This is a genomic window from Paraburkholderia sp. D15 (assembly GCF_029910215.1).
Lineage (GTDB): Bacteria > Pseudomonadota > Gammaproteobacteria > Burkholderiales > Burkholderiaceae > Paraburkholderia.
Genome location: NZ_CP110395.1, coordinates 970,955 through 985,768, shown reverse-complemented (window position 1 = coordinate 985,768; position 14,814 = coordinate 970,955). Strand labels below are relative to the sequence as shown.

12 protein-coding genes are annotated in these 14,814 nt (G+C 63.2%); 6 read left to right on the top strand and 6 right to left on the bottom strand.

Annotated elements, in window-relative coordinates:
- Positions 1–45 precede the first annotated feature (45 nt).
- Positions 46–1,566, bottom strand: a complete 1,521-nt coding sequence (locus tag LFL96_RS04245) for a flagellar hook-basal body complex protein (protein ID WP_280998378.1) — start codon at positions 1,564–1,566, stop codon at positions 46–48.
- A 24-nt stretch (positions 1,567–1,590) separates the two neighbouring features.
- On the bottom strand, positions 1,591–1,896 hold the full coding sequence (locus LFL96_RS04240) for a hypothetical protein (protein ID WP_280998376.1): 306 nt from the start codon (positions 1,894–1,896) through the stop codon (positions 1,591–1,593).
- Positions 1,897–2,190: 294 nt separating this feature from the next.
- On the opposite strand from LFL96_RS04240, the gene LFL96_RS04235 reads away from it, so the two are divergent.
- The gene (locus LFL96_RS04235) at positions 2,191–2,850 is read left to right on the top strand and encodes a glutathione S-transferase family protein (protein ID WP_280998374.1); all 660 of its coding nucleotides are present in this window, start codon (positions 2,191–2,193) and stop codon (positions 2,848–2,850) included.
- Positions 2,851–2,936: 86 nt separating this feature from the next.
- Positions 2,937–3,863 (top strand): LysR family transcriptional regulator, encoded by a 927-nt coding sequence (locus tag LFL96_RS04230; RefSeq protein ID WP_280998372.1) that lies wholly within the window; start codon positions 2,937–2,939, stop codon positions 3,861–3,863.
- Positions 3,864–3,953: 90 nt separating this feature from the next.
- Here the strand turns inward: LFL96_RS04230 and ugpC are convergent, their stop codons facing one another.
- The 4 genes from ugpC to LFL96_RS04210 all read right to left on the bottom strand — a co-directional run bounded on the left by ugpC (position 3,954) and on the right by LFL96_RS04210 (position 8,396).
- Positions 3,954–5,069, bottom strand: a complete 1,116-nt coding sequence (gene ugpC, locus LFL96_RS04225; protein WP_280998370.1) for a sn-glycerol-3-phosphate ABC transporter ATP-binding protein UgpC — start codon at positions 5,067–5,069, stop codon at positions 3,954–3,956.
- 103 nt (positions 5,070–5,172) lie between these two features.
- Entirely contained in the window at positions 5,173–6,030 is an 858-nt protein-coding gene (locus tag LFL96_RS04220; protein ID WP_280998368.1) for a carbohydrate ABC transporter permease, read from the bottom strand.
- Positions 6,020–6,958, bottom strand: a complete 939-nt coding sequence (locus LFL96_RS04215) for a sugar ABC transporter permease (RefSeq protein WP_280998366.1) — start codon at positions 6,956–6,958, stop codon at positions 6,020–6,022. Before LFL96_RS04215 ends, LFL96_RS04220 begins: the two co-directional genes overlap by 11 nt.
- Before the next feature lie 190 nt (positions 6,959–7,148).
- The gene (locus LFL96_RS04210) at positions 7,149–8,396 is read right to left on the bottom strand and encodes an ABC transporter substrate-binding protein (RefSeq protein WP_280998364.1); all 1,248 of its coding nucleotides are present in this window, start codon (positions 8,394–8,396) and stop codon (positions 7,149–7,151) included.
- A gap of 543 nt (positions 8,397–8,939) precedes the next feature.
- On the opposite strand from LFL96_RS04210, the gene zwf reads away from it, so the two are divergent.
- From zwf to LFL96_RS04190, 4 genes are all read left to right on the top strand, one after another.
- Positions 8,940–10,403: a glucose-6-phosphate dehydrogenase gene (zwf, locus tag LFL96_RS04205; RefSeq protein WP_280998362.1), complete on the top strand. Its 1,464-nt coding sequence runs from the start codon at positions 8,940–8,942 to the stop codon at positions 10,401–10,403.
- Between the two features lie 184 nt (positions 10,404–10,587).
- Positions 10,588–11,295, top strand: coding sequence for a 6-phosphogluconolactonase (pgl, locus tag LFL96_RS04200; protein WP_280998360.1), 708 nt, complete (start codon positions 10,588–10,590; stop codon positions 11,293–11,295).
- Positions 11,273–13,189 (top strand): bifunctional transcriptional regulator/glucokinase, encoded by a 1,917-nt coding sequence (locus LFL96_RS04195; protein ID WP_280998358.1) that lies wholly within the window; start codon positions 11,273–11,275, stop codon positions 13,187–13,189. Before pgl ends, LFL96_RS04195 begins: the two co-directional genes overlap by 23 nt.
- A gap of 688 nt (positions 13,190–13,877) precedes the next feature.
- On the top strand, positions 13,878–14,804 hold the full coding sequence (locus tag LFL96_RS04190; protein WP_280998355.1) for a bestrophin family ion channel: 927 nt from the start codon (positions 13,878–13,880) through the stop codon (positions 14,802–14,804).
- Positions 14,805–14,814: the final 10 nt, after the last annotated feature.

Sequence of the window (14,814 nt, the reverse complement as noted above, 5' to 3'; positions counted from 1 at the left end):
GCGCGAATAGCGCGCCAGGCGGGTGGATATTGCTTTTAAAACGATTTAAAGATTCAACAAAGTCTGATCGATCGTCTTTTGCGTCTTGATGGTTTGCGCATTCGCCTGATAGTTACGCTGCGCGGTAATCAGCTTGACCAGTTCTCCCGTCAGATCGACGTTCGAATTCTCGACCGCGCCGCCTTGCAGCACGCCATGATTCGTCGAACCCGGCGAGGAAATCTGCGCGACGCCCGAAGCCGAGGTTTGCTGAAACTCGTTGTTGCCGAGATTCACGAGACCGTTCTGGTTCGAGAAGTTCGCCAGCACGATCTGGCCGAGCGCCGCCGTCTGCTGGTTCGAATAGTGGCCGGTCAACGTACCGTCCGCGCCGATGGTGAAGCTGGTCAGCGTGCCGGCTGCGTAGCCGTCGGGCTGCAGCGAGTTCACGCCGTTCTTGCCGCCGTACTGCGTGGTGCCGCCAATGTTCAGCGTCAGGTTCTGCGGCGTCGCCGAACCGTCGGTGGTCGGCACGCTGAAGTTGAAGACGAAGGGCGTGGCCGTCGCGACGCCGTTCTTGTCGGTGGTGCCGAGCAGCGTGCCGGAGGTATTGAAGTTCGCGTGACCGATCAGCTGCGCGGTGCCGGTCGCGGGGCCCGCGTAGACGTCCCACGTGCCGGCCGCCGTCTTGGTGAAGTACATGTTCACCTGCTGCGAACCGCCGAGCGAGTCGTACACCGTCGTGCTGGTCGAATAGTTATACGTCGACGAACTGTTCTGATTGAAGGCGACCGGCGTCGGTTTGATGGTGTAGCTGTCGCCGGTGGCCGGCGTGCCGTTGAACGTGATGGTCTGGCCGTTGCCGAGCTGGATCGCGGTGCCGGCGGTGTAGTTCGCGGCGGCGGTCGTCGTGCCGAGCGTGGTGTTCGTGACCGTGTAGGTGGGCGGCGTGGTCGCGGCGTTGAAGTTGACCGTGTACGTGTCGTTGTTCGTGCCCGACGCGGTGTTCGTGATGGTCGCGCCCGGCGTGGTCAACGAGCCGGTATTGCCGGTGCCCGCCGTGACGGCCGGCGTGCCGAGCATCAGCTTGTCCTGCGCATTCAGGTTCAGGCCGGCGACGATTCTGGTGGTCGCCTGCGGGGCGATGTTGGTGGTCGGCACGCTGAGCGGCACGGTCTGCGCGGTGTTGACGACGCCTTGCGCGTTCGCCGCGTAGCCCATCAGCTTCAGGCCTTGCGCATTGGTGATGAAGCCGTTCTTGTCCAGCTGGAACACGCCGTTGCGCGAGTACACCAGCGAGCCGTTATTCGACAGCTGGAAAAAGCCGTTGCCGTTGATCGCGACGTTCAGCGCCTGGTTGGTGCTGGTGATCGTGCCTTGCGAAAACTGCTGCTGCACTTCCGACAGCCGCGTGCCGATGCCGATCTGATTGCCGACGGCGGTCGCCACCGAATTCGCGTACATATCGGCGAATTGCGCGCTGCCGCTCTTGAAGCCGACGGTATTCGCGTTGGCAACGTTGTTGCCGATCACGTCGAGGTTCTGCGACGCGGCCGACACCCCACTCAAACCCTGCTGATATCCCATCGTGGTCTCCGTTCTGGACAATCGTTACTCGGTGGCTTCTGCTGGAAGAGGATTGCGCGTAATCGTTTGCGCGTCGGAACGAGCGACAGCCGCTGGCGCTTGCGCGGACGTTGGCGTCGCCGTGTGCGCCGCTGCCAGTTCATGTATCAGCGTCGACATGCCCAGTCTGGCTACGCCGCTCGCATCGGCCGCACTGGCCACGTTGGCCGCGTTGGCCAGGTTGGCCAGGTTGGCCGCGCTGCTCGCGTTGACTTGCGACGCCGCTTGCTGAGCCCTGGCGTAGTCGGCCACGCTCGGCCAGTTGACCGACTTCGTCGTAATCGATGACATGCAAACGCTCCGTGCGTCGAGTTCTTGATCTTCTGGCAGGGCGCCCCGAGCGCGCCGCAACCGGGCCAACGCAACACTTCCGCCACCCCCGCATCCTTACAATTGTTTCAAATGTTACGCTATATTTCTAGTCAGATTTGTGAAGTTTTGTCGTAGGAATGCGTCACGTCACGCTACGCGGCTGTCGATTCCGGCTGCTATCGTTCGTCGTCGGGTAAACGGCCGCTCCGCGCACCAGCGTCAAGCGGCCGTCGTTGCGCGCCATGCGCCCCACCCCACCTCAAGGTGACCACGATGACCCTGAAGCTCTACGCCCACCCGTTCTCTTCGTACTGCCAGAAAGTGCTGACCGCGCTCTACGAGAACGGCACACCGTTCGACCTGCGCAAGCTGGATCATGGCGATCCGCCCGTCATGGCCGAATTCGCCGCGCTCTGGCCGATCCAGCGCTTTCCGCTGCTGGTGGACGGCGAGCGGACGGTGCTGGAGTCCAGCGTCATCATCGAATACCTGGGGTTGACGCATCCGGGGCCGGTGCGGCTGCTGCCGGCCGATCCGCTCGCGGCGCTCGAAGTCCGCACGATGGACCGCTTTTTCGACAACTACATCTCGACGCCGCAGCAGAAGATCGTGTTCGACAGCATGCGCGAGCCGGCCGAGCGCGACACGCGCGGCGTCGCGGACGCCCGCGCGATGCTCGACACCGCGTACGGCTGGCTGAACGGCGTGATGGCGGAGCGCGAATGGGCGGCCGGCGAGCATTTCAGCCTCGCCGATTGCGGCGCCGCGCCGTTCCTGTTCTACGCGGACTGGACGCATCGCATCGGCGACGCCTTTCCGCATGTGCGGGCCTACCGCAAGCGGCTGCTGGCGCGGCCGTCGTTCGCGCGCGCGGTCGACGAGGCGCGCCCGTACCGCTCGTACTTCCCGCTCGGCGCACCGGATCGGGATTAACGCCGCACAACGGCATTTCGTCCCTATACACTTCGCTTCGACACCTCGTCCTTTCCACTCCCGCCCATCACGTACAAGGCAAACATATGGACCGTTTCGAAGCGATGGAGATATTTACGCGTGTGGTCGAGGCGAACAGCTTCACCAAAGTATCCGAATCGCTCGACCTGCCGCGCGCCAAAGTCAGCCGCACGATCCAGGCGCTGGAAGAACACGTCGGCGTGCGTTTGCTGAACCGTTCGACGCGCCAGGTCAGCGTCACCGAAGACGGCGCGGCGTTCTACGAGCGCTGCGTCAGCATCCTCGCCGAAGTCGCCGACGCCGAATCGTCGCTGTCGAACAAGCGCGAGAATCCGGCCGGCACGATCCGCGTGGACACGTCCGGCACGCTCGCGCGTGCGCTGCTGCTACCCGCGCTCGACGACTTCTACCGCCTCTATCCCGAGATCGACGTGCGGCTCGGTCTCGCGGACCGCAACATCGATCTGATTCAGGACGGCGTGGACTGCGTGATCCGCATGGGCACGCCGGAAGAGTCGAGTCTGGTGGCGCGGCGCATCGGCCATGCGCGCATCGTCACGTGCGCGTCGCCCGCGTATCTGGAGAAGCACGGCACGCCGACGACGCTCGCGGATCTGAGCGAGCATCGCGCGGTCAACTACGTGTCGGCGCGCACGGGCCGCACGTTTCCGTTCGAGTTCGAGGTGGACGGCGAGATCGAGCGCGTCACGCTGAAGAGCGTGCTCGCGGTCAACGACGGTTCGGTGTACATCGGCGCCGGCGCGCTGGGGCACGGCATCATCCAGCCGTCACGCTACATGGTGGCCGATCTGATCGCGCAGGGCGCGCTGAAGGAAATCCTCACCGGCTACACGAGCCCCGGCACGCCGCTGTCGATTCTGTACGCGCACCGCCGCAATCTGAGTTCGCGGCTGCGCGCGTTCATCGAGTGGGTGAGCGAGCTGACGCGCAACAATCCGGATCTGCGGATTCCGGATGCGGCGAACGGTTGAGCGGAGCCCACACAAGCAAACCCGCGCACCAAAACAAAAGCCCCATGCGTATCGCAACGCATGGGGCTTTCTTTTCTTCACGAATCTCGATCAGGCGATCCGCTCTTCGTTCGACGGGTCGAACAGCACCGCCTTCGACGTATCGAACAGCAGCGTCGTGTTCGTCAGCGGCTGCGGGTTCGACGCCGGGTGCACGCGGCTCACCACGCGCTTGCCGTTGACCTGCGCGAACACCAGCGTGTCCGGACCGGTCGGCTCGATCACGTCGACCTTCACTTCGATCGGTTGCAGTTGCGAGTTGTCGCCGTGCGCGCCGCGCGCGTCGGTGATGCGCTCCGGGCGCAGACCCAGAATCACCTCGCGGCCCACGTGCGATTTCACCTTGGCCGAGTCGAACGGCAGCTTCAACGCCGTACGCGCGACGCCGGTATCCAGTTCGAGCGCGACGCCCGCGCCCTGCTCGACCAGCTTGCCCTGAATGAAGTTCATCGGCGGCGCGCCGATGAAGCCGGCCACGAACAGGTTCGACGGCGAGTCGTAGATGTCCTGCGGCGCGCCGAACTGCTGGACGATGCCGTCCTTCATCACCGCGATACGGTCGCCGAGCGTCATCGCTTCGATCTGATCGTGCGTCACGTAGACGATCGTCGTGCCCAGGCGCTGATGCAGCAGCTTGATTTCCGAGCGCATCTCGATACGCAGCTTGGCGTCGAGGTTCGACAGCGGTTCGTCGAACAGGAACATCACCGGATCGCGCGCCAGTGCGCGGCCCATCGCGACGCGCTGACGCTGGCCGCCGGACAGTTGCCCCGGCTTGCGGTCCAGCAGGTGCGTGATCTGCAGCGTGTTCGACACACGGTCGACGATCTGCGCCTGCTCCTGCTTCGGCACCTTGCGGATGTTCAGGCCGAACGAGATGTTCTCGCGCACCGTCATGGACGGATACAGCGCGTACGACTGGAACACCATCGCGATATCGCGATCTTTCGGCGACAGGTTGTTGACCGTCTTGCCGTCGATCTGGATCTCGCCCTTGGTGACGGTTTCGAGGCCGGCGATCATGTTGAGCAGCGTCGACTTACCGCAGCCCGAGCCGCCGACCAGAATCAGGAACTGGCCGTCTTCGATGTCGATGTTGACACCCTTCAGAACCGGCACCCCGTTCGGGTAAGTCTTGTACACGTCACGGATGGAAAGGCTTGCCATGCTGTGAATCCTCTTGTCTCTGGTACTGCTTGAAAACGTCTGTTCAGGCGACGGCGGCGCGATGCATGACACGCCGCCGTCCTCGGATGTTTTGAGCCCGGCTTTAGCCCTTCACTGCGCCCGCCGTCAGGCCGCGCACGAAATAGCGTCCGGCGACGATGTAGACCAGCAGGGTCGGCAGCGCCGCGATGATCGCGCCGGCCATGTCCACGTTGTATTCCTTCACGCCGGTCGAGGTGTTCACCAGGTTGTTCAGCGCCACCGTGATCGGCATCGAATCGACGCCGGAGAACACGATCCCGAACAGGAAATCATTCCAGATCTGCGTGAACTGCCAGATCAGGCAGACCATGAAGATCGGCAGCGACACCGGCAGCAGGATCTTCGTGAAGATCGTGAAGAAGCCCGCGCCGTCGATACGCGCCGCCTTCACGAGCTCGGCCGGAATGCTGACGTAGAAGTTGCGGAAGAACATGGTCGTGAAGGCGATCCCGTAGATCACGTGCACCACCACCAGCCCCGTCGTGGTGTTCGACAGGCCGAGGAAGCCTTCGAAGCGCGCCATCGGCAGCAGGATCGCCTGGAACGGAATGAAGCAGCCGACCAGCAGCATCGTGAAGATCGGGTCCGCGCCGCGGAAGCGCCAGTGCGTCAGCACGTAGCCGTTGAACGCGCCGATGATCGACGAGATCAGCACGGCAGGAATCACCATCCGCACGGAGTTCATGAAGAACGGCTGCATGCCGTCGCAACGCACGCCGGTACAGGCGCCGCTCCATGCCTTGATCCACGGATCGACGGTCCAGTGCGTGGGCGGCGTCAACAGGTTGCCGGTGCGCAGCTGATCGATGTCCTTGAACGACGTGGACAGCATCACGTACAGCGGGAACAGGAAATACAGGGCGAACAGAATCAAGGCCGCATAAATGACGGCACGGCTGATCGTCATCTTAGGCTGCATTGCGGGTGCTCCTCGATTCCAGATACATCAGCGGCACGAGCACGGCGACGACGGTGGCGAGCATCATCATCGACGATGCCGCGCCGACGCCCAGCTGCCCGCGATTGAACGAAAACGTGTACATGAAGATAGCCGGCAGCGACGACGACGTGCCCGGACCGCCCGCGGTCAACGCGACGACCAGGTCGAAGGTCTTGATGGTGATGTGGCAGAGAATCAGCAGCACGGAGAAGAACACCGGGCGCATGCTCGGAATCACGATCTTGCGGTAGATGGTGGGCAGGTTCGCGCCGTCCATCTGCGCGGCCTTGAAGATTTCACCGTCGACGCCGCGCAAACCGGCGAGGAACAGCGCCATCACGAAGCCGGTGGATTGCCAGACCGCCGCGACCACCACGCAGAAGATCGCCTTGTCGGGGTCGCCCAGCCAGCCGAACGAAAAGCTCGTCCAGCCCCAGTCGTGAAACACCTTCTCCAGACCGATGCTCGGCGTCATGATCCATTGCCACGCGGTACCCGTGACGATGAACGACAGCGCCATCGGATAGAGGAACACGGCGCGCAGCGCGCCTTCGTTGCGAATCTGCTGATCGAGCAGGATCGCGAGAAAGAGACCGAGGCCAATGCAGATGCCGATGAACGGAATGCCGAACCAGCCGAGGTTGGCGGCCGAGGTCCAGAACACGTCGTTATCGAACAGTTCGCGATAACGGTCGAGACCGACGAAATCGTAACGAGGCATCAGCCGCGAATTGGACAGCGACAGATAACCGGTGATTGCGATGAAGCCATACACGAAGATCAGGCTGATCACGACGCTGGGTGCGAGCACCAGCTTCGGAATCCAGCGATCGGCAAGCGCCGCCATCGGCGACGCGCGGCGGGCGGCGGAGGCCGTTTTCCCGTTTCCGCTGATAGAAGCAGTCACTACTCGACTCCTGCTGAAACTGTACCGCCGGTACCTGTGCGCAAGCGCTGCGCAAAGTGGCGACGGCCTGGGTGTGACTCGATGAATCCAGGGGTGAAACCGTCTGCCGGCAAGCTGCCGGCGGGCGGGTCGAAGGGCGCGTCCGGCGTCCGTGGAGTGACCCCGGACGCGCCGCCTCGCTTTACTTCACTTACTTGGTCTTCGCTGCCTTCGCGAGCGCTGCAACCGCGCTCTTCGAATCCTGCTGCGAGTTCATGAACTTCGTGACCACGTCCGAGATCGCGCCGGCTGCTGCATCCGGTTGCGCCATGCCGTGTGCCAGCGAAGGCACATAGCCGCCCGACTTGATCGCGACCTGTTCATCCGCGTACGACTTCTTCGCGCAGTCGTCGAACTTGGCCATCGACACGCCCAGACGCACCGGGATCGAGCCCTTGTTCAGGCTGAACTGTTCCTGGAAGTCCGGCGACATGATCGTCTTCGCCAGTGCCAGTTGACCCGGCGTGGCCGACTTCTGGCCCTTCTGCTGGAAGAACACGAACGAGTCGACGTTGAACGTGTAGGCCTTGTCCGTACCCGGCACCGGCGCGCACACGTAGTCCGAGCCCGACTTCTTGCCGGCGTTGGCGAATTCGCCCTTCGCCCAGTCGCCCATGAACTGCATGCCGGCCTTGCCGTTGATCACCATGGCCGTGGCCAGGTTCCAGTCACGGCCCGTACGGCCCGCGTCGAAGTAGCCCTGAATCTTGCGGACCGTGTCGAACACGCCGACCATCTGATCCGACGTCAGGGTCTTCTCGTCGAGGTCGACCAGCGCCTTCTTGTAGAAGCCCGCGCCTTGCGACAGCACGACGTCTTCCCACAGCGTCAGGTCTTGCCACGGCTGACCGCCCATCGCGATCGGCTGGATGCCCGCGGCCTTCATCTTGTCGGCCACCGCGAAGAACTCAGGCCACGTGGTCGGCACCTTGCCGCCTGCCTTGTCCAGCGCTGCCTTGTTGATGTACAGCCAGTTCACGCGGTGCACCGAGAACGGCGCCGCCACGTAGTGACCGTCCGCGTGCATGATCTTGTCGATTTCCGGCGGCAGGTTCTTCTTCCAGTCGCCGGCTGCCGCGTCGATCGGCACCAGCACGCCTTGCGACGCCCAGTCCTGAATCAGCGGACCCTTGATCTGCGCGGCGCTCGGTGCGTTGCCCGAGATCACCTGCGTCTTCAGTGCCGTCATGGCAGCCGCGCCCGCGCCACCCGCCACCGCGAAGTCCTTCCACGTGTAACCCTGCTTCGTCATGTCGTCCTTGAGGACGCCGACGGCTTTCGATTCGCCGCCCGAAGTCCACCAGTGCAACACTTCGATCGACTCGGCGGCTTGCACGGCCGAGACGCCACACATCAGACCCGCGGCGCACAAAGCGCCCATGATCGCGCGAAATTTCATTGCTTATCTCCTCCAGACACCTGAACAAAAAACAAATGGCCCCTGATGTCGCCAGGGTGCTGTGGTTGGTTCAAACAGGCAAAACACTGGGCGATCGAGCACGGTCGGGCGCATGCGCGGAGCATGTGCCGGCGGACCGGGTTTCGGCCGCTGGAAGCTCAAGAGATGAGTGGTTCGGGATGCAACTGACTGTCTCCTCTTTTGATTTTTGCCTGCCCGCGTCGCGCGCGGCAGGCTCGAGGTGCCTTGCACGCCAATCCGGGCATTCACCCAGCCGGACGCTCAGCTCCCCGGCTTTCCGTATGGGCCGCCGGGGCATGCTGGCACGTGCCGGCACGCAATGTCCGTTAACATGCAGGGGACGCCTGCCGATTCGGGAAAACGCGCATCTTGACTCGCTGCGCACGCTTTTTTCATCGAATTAGCGCTACCTCTTGATTTGGATTGTAGTTAAACTACAATTCAGTGTCAAAAAATATTTTATCGGACTACGGTCGCCTTCTTCCGGTCATTCCGGCGGCCCCAGGACATCGACGGAGACTCATGCAAACCGATTCAAGCTTCACGTTCGTTCTCTTCGGCGGAACCGGCGATCTGTCGATGCGCAAGATCCTGCCCGCACTGTTTGAAGCGCACCGTGCAGGCGGCATGCTCGCGGACAGCGGCAAGATCGTCGCGGTCGCGCGGCACGCCACGGATCGCGCGGAGTACATCCAGTGGGTGAACGGACACGTCAAGGCGCATGTGTCGAAGAATGGGGTGGACGAAGCGGCGTGGGAGAGCTTTCTCGCGCGCATCGAGTTCGTGAATATCGATCTCGGCAATCCGGAAGACTTCGTGCAGTTGCGCGATGCGATCAAGGATCTGCCAGGCATCCGCGTGTTCTATCTGGCCACCGGCCCGTCGCTGTTCGTGCCGATCTGCCGCGCGCTCGCGTCGGTGGGGCTGAACGACAACGCGCGCATCGTGCTGGAAAAACCGCTCGGCTACGACCTGAAGTCGTCGAATGCGATCAACGACGCGGTCGGCGAAATCTTCGCGGAAGAGCAGATCTACCGGATCGACCACTACCTCGGCAAGGAACCGGTGCAGAACCTGCTCGCGCTGCGCTTCGGCAATGCGCTGTTCGAGCCGCTGTGGCGCCGCGAGTGGGTCGAGAGCATCCAGATCACCATCGCGGAAGAACTCGGCGTGGAAGCGCGCGGCGACTTCTACGACAATACCGGCGCGCTGCGCGACATGGTGCAGAACCATTTGCTGCAGCTGCTCTCGATCGTCGCGATGGAACCGCCGCATTCCATGGATTCCGACTCGGTGCGCGACGAAAAACTGCGCGTGCTGCGGGCCTTGAAACCGATCGATCCGCGCGATATCGGCAAGGTCGCCGTGCGTGGCCAGTATCATTCGGGCGTGATTCGCGGCACCGCCGTGCCGGCCTACGCGACCGAACCAGGCGTGAAGCCGGAGAGCAGCACCGAGACCTTCGTCGCGCTGAAGGTCGAGATCGAGAACTGGCGCTGGGCCGGCGTGCCGTTTTTTCTGCGCACCGGCAAGCGGCTGGCCGATCGCGTCGCCGAGATCGTGGTGAATTTTCGTGCGGTGCCGCATTCGGCGCTCGGCGCATCCGCGCTGCGTGCCGGCGCGAACCGCCTGGTGATCCGCCTGCAGCCGAACGAAACGATTCGCCTCTACTGTCTGGCGAAGCAGCCGGGCGAAGGCATGAATCTGGCCAGCGTGCACCTCGACCTCGCGTTCGACCAGTTCTTCCGCGAAGGGCAAATGGAAGCGTATCAACGCCTGTTGCTCGACGTGATCAACGGACGCCTCGCGCTGTTCGTGCGGCGCGACGAGCAGGAGGCCGCATGGCGCTGGGTCGAGCCGATCCTGAACGAGTGGAAGGCGTCGCTCAAGCCGCCCAAGCCGTACGCATCGGGCACCTGGGGACCGGCCGCGGCGAGCGCGATGCTCGCGCAGCACGGCACCTGCTGGCTCGAAGAAGAGAATTGAAGTAACGCGCGGCGCCGTACCCGACAGCACACGGCGCCGCGCCTGTCAGACCCACCGACGAACTGAGCGGAATCGCGCCGGTATCGCGATGGCGCCTGCGGGCCGCGCGGCCTTGCAGAGATCGCGTCGCGAGAGCAGCACGGACGATTCCGCTGATCCAACAAGAAAGCAGCACGGAGGAGAAGTGATCCAGCTTTACGCTTTCGACGATCAACGCGCCCAATCCGACGCGTTGGCGAAAGCGGTCGGCGACGCATTACACGCGTCGCTCGCCGCTCAGGCGGCCACATCCCAAAGCGGTGTGCGCCCGGCCATGCTTGCAGTGTCCGGCGGCAGCAGTCCGCGTCCGTTCCTGCAGACCTTGTCCACGCAAGCCTTCGACTGGCCGCGTATCGCGGTGACGCTGGTCGACGATCGCTGGGTGCCCGAGACGGATAGCGCGAGCAATGCGCAGCTGGCGCACGACACGCTGTTGCGGAACGCCGCGAAAGACGCGACGTTCTGGCCGCTGGCCGATACCTCGCAAGACCTGAATGCGCACGTTGCCGCGCTGAACGCCGATCCGCGCTTTCGCGCGGTGCCTGACGTCGCGATTCTCGGCATGGGCGAAGACGGCCACACCGCGTCGATTTTCGCCGATGCGCCGGAATGGGATTTCGCGCTTACCACCACCGACCGTTTCGTCGCCGTGCATCCCGGCAGCGCGCCGCATGCGCGCGTGAGCTGGTCGATGTCCGCGCTGAAGGAAGTGAAGCATCTGTTTCTGCTGATCGCAGGGCCGCGCAAGATGGATGTGCTGAACGCCGCATCCGCTTCGCTACAAAAAAATGCCATCTCGCAGTTGGCAAACGACAAGGGAGTGAGACTCGATGTCTACTGGTGTGCAAACTAAGGCTGTTCCGGGCGCGGGCCAGCACGCCGATGGACCGAGGCTGCTGGCCGACATCGGCGGCACGAATGCGCGCTTCGCGCTGGAAACCTCGCCGGGCGAAATCGGCTCGGTGCAGGTCTATCCGTGCGCGGAATATCCGGGCGTGGCCGAGGTCATCAAGCGGTATCTGAAAGACACCAAAATCGGCCGCGTGAATCACGCGGCGATCGCGATTGCGAACCCGGTCGACGGCGATCAGGTGAGCATGACCAACCACGACTGGACCTTTTCGATCGAAGCGACGCGCCGCGCGCTCGGCTTCGACACCTTGCTGGTCGTGAACGACTTCACCGCGCTGGCGATGGCGCTGCCCGGCCTCACCGACGCGCAGCGTGTGCAGGTGGGCGGCGGTGCGCGCCGGCCGAACAGCGTGATCGGCTTGCTGGGCCCGGGCACCGGCATGGGCGTATCCGGCCTGATTCCCGCCGACGATCGCTGGATCGCGCTCGGCAGCGAAGGCGGTCACGCGACCTTCGCGCCGGCCGACGAACGCGAAGACATCGTGCTGCAATACGCGCGCAAGAAGTGGTCGCACGTATCGTTCGAGCGGGTCGCCGCCGGCCCCGGCATCGAGGTGATTTACCGGGCGCTCGCGGGCCGCGACAAGAAGCGCGTGGCGGCGAACGTCGACACGATCGAGATCGTCAAGCGCGCGCTGGACGGCGAACCGCTCGCGGCCGAATCCGTCGACGTGTTCTGCGGCATTCTCGGCACCTTCGCCGGCAATATCGCGGTGACGCTGGGCGCGCTGGGCGGCATTTATATCGGCGGCGGCGTGGTGCCGCGGCTGGGCGAGTTTTTCGAGCGTTCGTCGTTCCGTCGGCGTTTCGAGGCGAAGGGCCGCTTCGAGGCCTATCTGCAGAACGTGCCGACGTATGTGATTACCGCCGAGTATCCGGCGTTTCTCGGCGTGTCGGCGATTCTCGCCGAGCAGTTGTCGAATCGCGCGGGTGGCAGTTCGTCTGCCGTATTCGAGCGCATCCGTCAGATGCGCGACGCGCTGACGCCGGCCGAGCGCCGCGTGGCCGATCTGGCGTTGAATCATCCGCGTTCGATCATCAACGATCCGATCGTCGACATTGCGCGCAAGGCCGACGTGAGTCAGCCGACGGTGATCCGTTTCTGCCGTTCGCTGGGTTGCCAGGGGCTATCGGATTTCAAGCTGAAGCTGGCGACCGGGTTGACCGGGACGATTCCGGTGAGTCATAGCCAGGTGCATCTGGGCGATACCGCGACGGACTTCGGCGCGAAGGTGCTGGACAACACGGTGTCGGCGATTCTGCAGTTGCGCGAGCATCTGAACTTCGAGCATGTCGAGCGCGCGATCGATCTGTTGAACGGTGCGCGGCGTATCGAGTTTTACGGGCTCGGCAATTCGAACATCGTCGCGCAGGATGCGCACTACAAGTTCTTCCGGTTTGGGATTCCGACCATCGCTTATGGCGATCTGTATATGCAGGCCGCGTCGGCCGCATTGTTGGGGAAGGGGGATGTGATCGTTGCGGTGTCCAAATCCGGGCGCGCGCCGGAGTTGCTGCGCGTGCTGGATGTGGCGATGCAGGCGGGGGCTAAGGTGATTGCCATTACGTCGAGCAATACGCCGTTGGCGAAGCGGGCTACCGTTGCTTTGGAGACCGATCATATTGAAATTCGCGAGTCGCAGTTGTCGATGATTTCGCGGATTCTGCATCTGGTGATGATTGATATTCTGGCTGTGGGAGTGGCGATTCGACGGGCTGCGCCGAGTGAGGATGTGGCGGAGGCGGTCGCTAAGGCCCGCGTTGGGGCGGATGATGATGCTAGTGCTGTGCTGGACTGGTTGAGTCATGGGGCCGCTTCTTCGGCGCGGGATTGATTGTTGGGGTTTTTTTCTGGTTTGGGTTTTTTGCTGGTCTGGGTTTTTTCTGGTCTGGGTTTTTGCTTTTGGTCTATTAGCGTTGCCCCTGTGCGGGGCGGCACCTACGTCTCTTTGCCGCGGCAAAGAGACGTAGGCAAGAGAAAGCCGCTCACACCGCTAATTCTTAAGTGGGTTCCCCGCACAGCCACGGTAGTGGCCCATCTGGAATCCGTGCTCCCGCGCACTCCGCGCTCGTGACACAGCAGTCATTCTTCCGGCGGCGCTGCGCGCGCCCCGCGACTATCAAACGCCGCCCTCCATCGTTCTGCCTCGACATTTTAATCACTCCGTTTTTCGGCGCCTCGCCAGGGCGTAGCCGACGCCCCCACCACACAATCGAAGCCACGGGTTTTAAGCGGACCGCGCCGCCGAGCGCGTGCGCGAGGCGGGATGAATGAGTGCTGTGTCACGAGCGCGGAGTGCGCGAGGGCACGGATTCCAGATGGGCCACTACCAGCGCTGTGCGAGGGCTCCGCTTAAGAGTTGGCGGTGTGAGCCGCTTTCTTTTGCTTACTTTTCTTTGCGGCAGGCAAAGAAAAGTGAGTGCCGCCCCGCACAGGGGCAACACTAATAGACCACTAACAACACAAGAAAACCCCAACCCCAACCCGCTAAAATCCCCCCAAACCCGCCGAAGGCCCCAACCATGATCATCCGCCCCCACCTCCACTGGTTCCGCATGCTACTGGCCTGGCGAGGCTCCGTCCTCCCTCGCCTGCTGCCGCGCCTCTTCCTGATCCTGTGCATTTCCATCATCGCGGTAGCGGCCCACGACCATCTGCTGCCCGTCTCGATCAATCTCAACACCACCGCTCCCTTCTCGCTGATCGGCATCGCGCTGGCGGTCTTCCTCGGCTTCCGCAATAACGCCAGCTACGACCGCTGGTGGGAAGCCCGCAAACTCTGGGGCCAACTTCTCAACGAGTCCCGCTCGCTGACCCGCGAAATCCTCACCCTCCCCAACAATCCGCTACCCAAAGAAGACGTCCAGTCCTTCATCGCCGCGCTCAGCGCCCTCCCCCACGCGCTCCGTCATCAACTCCGCAAAAGCGATCCCGCCGACGACCTCGCCAAACGCCTCCCGCCCGCCCTCTTCGAACGCGTCATTTCGTCGCGCTATAAGCCCGCTACCTTGATGCTCGTCCTCGGCGAATGGGTTCAACGCCAGGCGCGCGCAGGTACGCTCGACCCCATGGCCGTGAACGCCTTCGATCGAAATCTGAATGGTCTGTCGGATGTCATCGGCGGATGCGAGCGCATCGCCTCCACGCCGCTGCCGTTCGCGTACTCGGTGATGATCCATCGCACGGTCTACTTCTTCTGCGCGTCGCTGCCGTTCGGACTCGTCGACAGCATCGGCATCTTCACGCCGGTCTTCGCGGTGTTCGTCGCATACACGTTCATGGCGCACGAAGCCATCGCGTCGCAGATCGAAGAACCCTTCGGCACCGACGACAACGACCTCGCCCTCAACACCATGTCCGCAACGATCGAAGACGCCACGCGCGACCTGCTCGGCGAACCGGCTCTGCAACAGCCGACGCCGCAGGCGGAAAGCTACGCGCTGGATTGATTGAACCGAC

Excerpts from the sequence above, each read along its gene's own strand:
- LFL96_RS04245 (WP_280998378.1), bottom strand. The coding sequence starts at position 1,566 with ATGGGATATCAGCAGGGTTTGAGTGGGGTGTCGGCCGCGTCGCAGAAC.
- LFL96_RS04240 (WP_280998376.1), bottom strand. The coding sequence starts at position 1,896 with ATGTCATCGATTACGACGAAGTCGGTCAACTGGCCGAGCGTGGCCGAC.
- LFL96_RS04235 (WP_280998374.1), top strand. The coding sequence starts at position 2,191 with ATGACCCTGAAGCTCTACGCCCACCCGTTCTCTTCGTACTGCCAGAAA.
- LFL96_RS04230 (WP_280998372.1), top strand. The coding sequence starts at position 2,937 with ATGGACCGTTTCGAAGCGATGGAGATATTTACGCGTGTGGTCGAGGCG.
- ugpC (WP_280998370.1), bottom strand. The coding sequence starts at position 5,069 with ATGGCAAGCCTTTCCATCCGTGACGTGTACAAGACTTACCCGAACGGG.
- LFL96_RS04220 (WP_280998368.1), bottom strand. The coding sequence starts at position 6,030 with ATGCAGCCTAAGATGACGATCAGCCGTGCCGTCATTTATGCGGCCTTG.
- LFL96_RS04210 (WP_280998364.1), bottom strand. The coding sequence starts at position 8,396 with ATGAAATTTCGCGCGATCATGGGCGCTTTGTGCGCCGCGGGTCTGATG.
- zwf (WP_280998362.1), top strand. The coding sequence starts at position 8,940 with ATGCAAACCGATTCAAGCTTCACGTTCGTTCTCTTCGGCGGAACCGGC.
- LFL96_RS04195 (WP_280998358.1), top strand. The coding sequence starts at position 11,273 with ATGTCTACTGGTGTGCAAACTAAGGCTGTTCCGGGCGCGGGCCAGCAC.
- LFL96_RS04190 (WP_280998355.1), top strand. The coding sequence starts at position 13,878 with ATGATCATCCGCCCCCACCTCCACTGGTTCCGCATGCTACTGGCCTGG.